Here is a 6,237-nt window from a genome sequence, read left to right on the forward strand (position 1 = left end):
CCCGCCTGCGGCTTGCGCCCCAACACCGGCGCCAACAGCGAAGCCGTCGACTTCGGCATCACCAAGTGCGCGTGCAACCCATGCGTCATGCTGACGTCGATGTGACGGCCCTTGCCCGTGCGCTGCGCCTCGATCACCGCCGACAGCACCGCGATGGTGGCCATCGAGCTGCCTGCGGCGAGGTCGCCCCATTGCACGTTGGACAAGGCCAGCTCGCCTGTGGGCGCCCTCACCTGGTCCAGCACCCCCGACAGCGCCATGAAGTTCAGGTCGTGACCGGCCTTGTTCGCCCAGGCACCCGTCTGCCCGTAGCCCGTGATGGAGACCATCACCAGCTTCGGGTTGAGCGCGTGCAGGCGCTTGGCGTCCAGGCCCATGCCTTGCAGCACGCCAGGGCGGAAGCTGTCGACCATGACGTCGGCGGTGGCCAGCCAGTCGCGCAAGGTGTTGAGGTCGGCTTCGCTTCGGAAGTCGACCTTGCGGCACTCCTTGCCGTGGTTGAGCGCCTCGAACAGCGGGCCGAGCGGACGCGCCGGGTCGCCCTCGGGCGGCTCGACCTTGACGACCTCGGCGCCCAGGTCGGCCAGCATGCGGGTGCTGAACGGGCCCGGCAGGTTGCGCGTGAGGTCGATCACGCGCAGGCCCGCCAGGAGCCCGCTCAGGGGGCCAAGCCCCTGAGGCGCGCTTGCGCTGCCCCCACTCACACCACGTCCTCGAAGCGGCCGCCTTCTTGCGCCATCTTCACGATGACGGCAGCGGGCTCGAAGCGCGGGCCGTAGGCCTTGGCCAGCTCACGCGCACGCTCGACGAACTTCTTGGCACCGACGGCGTTGATGAACTGCAGCGCGCCGCCCTGGTTGGGCGCGAAGCCCCAGCCGAAGATCGAGCCGATGTTGGTGTCGGCCACCGAACGCACCACCTTCTCTTCAAAGCAGCGGGCGGCTTCGTTGGCCTGCACGTACAGCAGGCGGTCAACCAGCTCTTGTTGCGACGGCTGCTGGGCCACCGGCGGGTAGAGCTTGGTGAGCTCGGGCCACAGCGACTTCTCTTTGCCGTTGTAGTCGTACAGGCCCTTGCCCGTCTTCTTGCCCACGCGGTTGTGCGTGCCACCGATGTTCAGCAGCACGGCCTGACCGGGGTGGTGGGGCAGCTCCTTGCCTTCGGCCAGCAGGTCCTTCTTGGTCTGCTCGGCGATGTGCAGGGCCAGGCTCAACGAGACCTCGTCCTGCAGGGCCAGCGGCGGCATGGGCATGCCGGCCTTCAGACCAGCGACCTCGACGGAGCGCGGGTGCACGCCTTCGCCCAGCATGGCCAGGCCTTCCATCACGTAGGTGCCGAACACGCGCGAGGTGTAGAAGCCGCGGGCGTCGTTGACCACGATCGGGGTCTTGCCGATCTGCAGCACGTAGTCGAAGCCACGCGCCAGGGTCTCGTCAGACGTCTTCTCGCCCACGATGATCTCGACCAGCGGCATCTTGTCCACGGGCGAGAAGAAGTGCAGGCCGATGAAGTTGGCCGGGCGGCTCGACGCCGTGGCCAGGCCGGTGATGGGCAGCGTCGAGGTGTTCGAGGCGTACACCGCGTCGGCGGCGATGATGGCTTCGGACTTCTTCGTGCACACGGCCTTGATGTCGCGGTCTTCGAACACGGCTTCGATCACCAGGTCGCAGCCTTGCAGGTCTTCATAAGACGTGGTCGGCTGGATGCGGGCCAGCAGCGCGTCGCGCTTCTCGGCCGTGCTGCGGCCACGCGAGATGGCCTTGTCGAGCAGGCCTTGCGAGTAGCCCTTGCCCTTTTCGGCGTTCTCGATGGTGGTGTCGAGCAGCACGACGTCGATGCCGACTTTGGCCGACACGTACGCGATGCCCGCGCCCATCATGCCGGCGCCCAGGATGCCGACCTTCTTGACCTTGGATTCAGCAAAGCCCTTGGGACGCGACTGGCCCTTCTTGATGGCGTTGAGCTGGTGCCACAGCGTGCCGATCATGTTCTTGCTGGTCTGCGAGACCACGCACGCGGCGAAGTAACGCGACTCGACCTGCGAGCCGGCGTCGAAGTCCAGCAGGCAGCCTTCGAACAGGCAGCTCATGATGTGGGTGAGCGCCGGGTAGTTGCCGTGCGCCTTGGCGTTGGCCATCGACGGGGCAATGGCGAGCACCTGCACCACGGCCGGGCTCTTGCTGTCGCCACCGGGGATGCGGAAGCCCTTGTTGTCCCAAGGCTGCGAGGCCTTCGGGTTGGCCTTGCACCAGGCTTTGGCCTTGGCCAGCATGTCGTCGCGGCTGGTGGCCAGCTCGGTCACCAGGCCCATGTCCTTGGCCTTGGCCGCGGTCAGTTCCTTGCCTTGCGTGATCAGCTCGAAGCTCTTCTGGATGCCGATCATGCGGGGCACACGTTGCGTGCCGCCACCGCCGGGCAGCAGGCCCAGCTTGACTTCAGGCAGGCCGAACTTGGCCTTGGGGTCGTCGATGGCGATGCGGGCGTGGCAAGCCAGGGCCAGCTCCAGGCCACCGCCCAGGGCCGTGCCGTTGAGCGCGGCCACCACGGGCTTGCCGCACTTTTCCATGCGGCGCATCATGCCCTTGAGGTCTTCACACAGCTTGTAGGCCTCTTCGGCCGAGGTGATCTGCGTGAGCTGGTCGATGTCGGCGCCGACGATGAAGGTCGACTTGGCCGAGGTGATGACCAGGCCCTTGAGGGCGGCGTCGGTTTCGAGCTGGGTGACCAGCGCAGCGAAGGGCTCGACCAAGGTCGGGTTGAGCACGTTCATCGCGCGACCCGGCATGTCGATGGTGACCAGGCCGATGCCGTCGGCGTCGATGTCCAGGCTGAATGCTTGAGATTGAGTCATGGTGTGTGCCTCCCGGATCAGACGCGTTCGATGATGGTGGCGATGCCCATGCCGGCACCGATGCACAGGGTGGCCAGCGCGGTGGACTTGCCCGTGCGCTCCAGCTCGTCCAGGGCCGTGCCCAGGATGATGGCGCCGGTGGCACCCAGCGGGTGGCCCATGGCGATGGAGCCGCCGTTGACGTTGACGCGGTCCATCGACACGCCCAGGTCCTTGGCGGTCTTCATGGGCACGGTGGCAAAGGCCTCGTTGATTTCCCACAGGTCGATGTCGCCCGGGGTCATGCCCAGCTTGTGCAGGGCCTTCTTGCAGGCGGGCGTCGGGCCCGTCAGCATGATGGTGGGCTCGGAACCGCACTCGGCCGTCATCAGCACGCGGGCGCGGGGCTTGAGGCCCGCCTTGAGGCCGGCTTCCTTGCTGCCCAGAAGCACCAGCGCAGCACCGTCGACGATGCCCGAAGAGTTGCCGGCGTGGTGGGCGTGGATGACCTTCTCGATGGTCGTGTACTTATCGAGCGCGGTGGCGTCGAAGCCCATGGTGCCCATCATCTCGAACGAGGGCATCAGCTTGGACAGCGATTCGACCGAGGTGCCGGGGCGGATGGTTTCGTCCCGGCCCAGCATCAGCATGCCGTTGATGTCACGCACGCCGATGACCGACTTGTCGAAGCGGCCCTCGGCCTGCGCGGCGGCGGCACGGCGGTGCGACTCGGCGGCGTAGGCATCGAGGTCGGCACGCGAGAAGCCTTCCAGCGTGGCGATCAGGTCAGCCGAAATGCCCTGGGGCACGAAGGCCGTGCCGCTGTTGATGCGGGGGTCCATGACCCAGGCGCCACCGTCGGAGCCCATGGGCCAGCGGCTCATGCTTTCCACGCCACCGGCGACGACCATGTCATCGAGGCCGGCGCGGATCTTGGCCGTGGCCATGTTGATGGCTTCCAGGCCCGAGGCGCAGAAACGCGAGAGCGTCACACCGGCGACGGACTCGGCCCAGCCGGCGTCGAGCACGGCGGTGCGGGCGATGTCGGCGCCCTGCTCACCCACGGGCGTCACGCAACCGAGGATGACGTCGTCGACCAGGGAGGTGTCGAGGTTGTGGCGCTGCTGGAGGCCCTGCAGCAGGGTGCGCAGCAGCCACACGGGCGTGGCCTGGTGCAGGCTGCCGTCTTTTTTGCCCTTGCCGCGCGGGGTGCGGACGGCGTCGAAAATGTAGGCTTCGATCATGGGAAGCTCCTTCGGAAAATGGGGTTCTGGGAGGGCCCGTGAGCAGGACTCAGGGCCACAGGATCACAGGAAGCGCGAAGCGAGTTCCTTCATGATCTCGTTGGTGCCGCCGTAGATGCGTTGCACGCGCGAGTCCGCCCACAGGCGGGCGATCGGGTACTCCTTCATGTAGCCGTAGCCACCGAAGAGCTGCAGGCACTCGTCGATCAGCTTGCACTGGTTGTCGGTGATCCAGTACTTGATCAGCGCTGCTCGGTCCACGCCCAGCTCGCCCTTGAGGTGCGAGACCATGGCGGCGTCGACCAGGGCGCGCGAAGCCAGCAGCAGGGCCTGGCACTCGGCCAGCTTGAAGCGCGTGTTCTGGAAGCTGAAGATGGGCTTGCCGAAGGCCTTGCGCTCCTTCGTGTACTCCAGCGTGACCTTCATGGCGTATTCCATGGCGGCGATGCCGGCCAGGGCCACGAGCATGCGCTCTTGCGGCAGCTCCTGCATCAGCTGGAAGAAGCCCATGCCCTCTTGCTCGCCGATCAGGTTGTGCTTGCTGACCACCACGTCGTCGAAGAACAGCTCGGAGGTGTCTTGCGCCTCCATGCCGATCTTGTCGAGGTTGCGGCCACGGCGAAAGCCCGGGGCTTCGTCGGTCTCGACCACGAACAGCGAGATGCCTTGCGCGCCCTTGTCCTTGTCGGTCTTGCAGACCACGATGACCAGGTTGGCGAGCTGGCCGTTGGTGATGAAGGTCTTGCTGCCGTTGATCGTGTAGCTCTCGCCGTCGGCCGACTTCAGCGCCAGCGTGCGCACGCCTTGCAGGTCAGAACCCGTGCCGGGCTCGGTCATGGCGATGGCGCTGATCAGCTCGCCGGTGGCCAGCTTGGGCAGCCAGCGCTTCTTCTGCTCTTCGGTGCCGTAGTGCAGGATGTAGGGGGCGACGATGCCCGAGTGCAGCGAGCCGCCGAAGCCGCCGATGCCGGCTTCACCTTGGGCCAGCACCAGCGCGGCTTCATGGCCGAAGTCACCACCGCCACCACCGTACTGCTCGGGCATCGAGGCGCACAGGAAGCCGTTGGCGCCGGCGTCTTCCCAGGCCTGACGGTCCATCATGCCCTGGGCGCGCCAGGCTTCGTCCTTGGGCTGCCATTGCTCGATCATGAAACGTTTGGCCGAGTCGAACACCATCTGGTGTTCCTCGGTCATCCAGGCGGGGGCGAAGTTTTGAATGGGCATGTGGGATGTCTCCTCGATCCGTGTCGGGTTGGGTTCTGCTCCTGCACCACGAGACCGGTTCAACGCCTTTCGGTAATCTGAATTACCCATGGTGTAAACCCTGAATTCCCACAAGGCATCGGCCGCGACAAGCCGCTGACGCCCGGGAAACCAGCCATGCATCGTGGTGCACAACGGGTGCTGATCTTGACGTTAACGTCATGTCGAGGCAAGGGGGCTTGACCAAAATTTGCGAACGACCGTTCATTTGGTACGATTTCGTTCCAATCAGGAATGAACGCATCCCATGCCCGCCGCCGACCCTCGCCCCACGCCACCCGGCACTGCCGACGAACGCCGAGCTGCGCTGGGCAGCATGCGCGCCGACACGCTGGCGCGCATCGAGCGGGCCGTGCTCACCCTGTTCTCGACGCGTGATTTCCACGAGGTGACGCTGCTCGACGTGGCCAAGGAGGCGCGCGTGTCCCTGCAGACCATCTACAAGTACTTCGGCAGCAAGGAGGTGCTGGTCTACGCCATGCTCGACGTGATGCTGGGCCGCCTGGCCGAGCGCATGATCGACCACCTCCAGGGCATCGACGACGCACGCGAGCGCCTGCGCAAGACCTTCTGGGTGACGCTGGACTACATGGACAAGCACCCGGCGGTGATGATGCTGCTGTTCACCGCCGTGCCGGTGTCACGCCACCAGAACATCGGCATCTACGAAAGCCCCGAGCTGATGGGCGCTTTCATGGGCGTGTTCAAGGACGGCCAGGCGCGCGGCGTGCTGAACCGGCGCGTATCGGCCAAGATCCTGCTCGACATCTTCATGGGCATCATCGGCCGCGTGGTGCTGATGCACATCGTGCGGCGCGAAAAGCAGTCGCTGCTCGAGCAGTTCGACGAGCTCTTTCACATCCTGTGGCGGGCGCTGTCGGCCGACGAGGGCTGAGCCCT

The 6,237-nt window shown here is 65.9% G+C and carries 5 protein-coding genes; 1 reads left to right on the plus strand and 4 read right to left on the minus strand.

From position 1 onward, the window contains the following. The 4 genes from B2W70_RS16925 to B2W70_RS16940 all read right to left on the minus strand — a co-directional run. A partial coding sequence (locus B2W70_RS16925; RefSeq protein WP_286747580.1) for a CoA transferase occupies positions 1 to 635 on the minus strand: 635 nt, incomplete at its 3' end. A gap of 65 nt (positions 636 to 700) precedes the next feature. Further along, the gene (locus B2W70_RS16930; RefSeq protein ID WP_286747581.1) at positions 701 to 2,851 is read right to left on the minus strand and encodes a 3-hydroxyacyl-CoA dehydrogenase NAD-binding domain-containing protein; all 2,151 of its coding nucleotides are present in this window, start codon (positions 2,849 to 2,851) and stop codon (positions 701 to 703) included. Positions 2,852 to 2,868: 17 nt separating this feature from the next. Then, complete coding sequence (locus B2W70_RS16935) at positions 2,869 to 4,074, minus strand: acetyl-CoA C-acetyltransferase (RefSeq protein WP_286747583.1); 1,206 nt, start codon at positions 4,072 to 4,074, stop codon at positions 2,869 to 2,871. A 63-nt stretch (positions 4,075 to 4,137) separates the two neighbouring features. After that, positions 4,138 to 5,298 (minus strand): acyl-CoA dehydrogenase family protein, encoded by a 1,161-nt coding sequence (locus B2W70_RS16940; RefSeq protein ID WP_286747585.1) that lies wholly within the window; start codon positions 5,296 to 5,298, stop codon positions 4,138 to 4,140. Between the two features lie 286 nt (positions 5,299 to 5,584). Between B2W70_RS16940 and B2W70_RS16945 the strand changes: the two genes are divergently transcribed. Then, entirely contained in the window at positions 5,585 to 6,232 is a 648-nt protein-coding gene (locus B2W70_RS16945; protein ID WP_286747587.1) for a TetR/AcrR family transcriptional regulator, read from the plus strand. The last annotated feature ends 5 nt before the right edge of the window (positions 6,233 to 6,237 follow it).

The sequence above is a fragment of the Aquabacterium sp. UBA2148 genome (genome assembly GCF_002328915.1).
GTDB lineage: Bacteria > Pseudomonadota > Gammaproteobacteria > Burkholderiales > Burkholderiaceae_C > Aquabacterium > Aquabacterium parvum.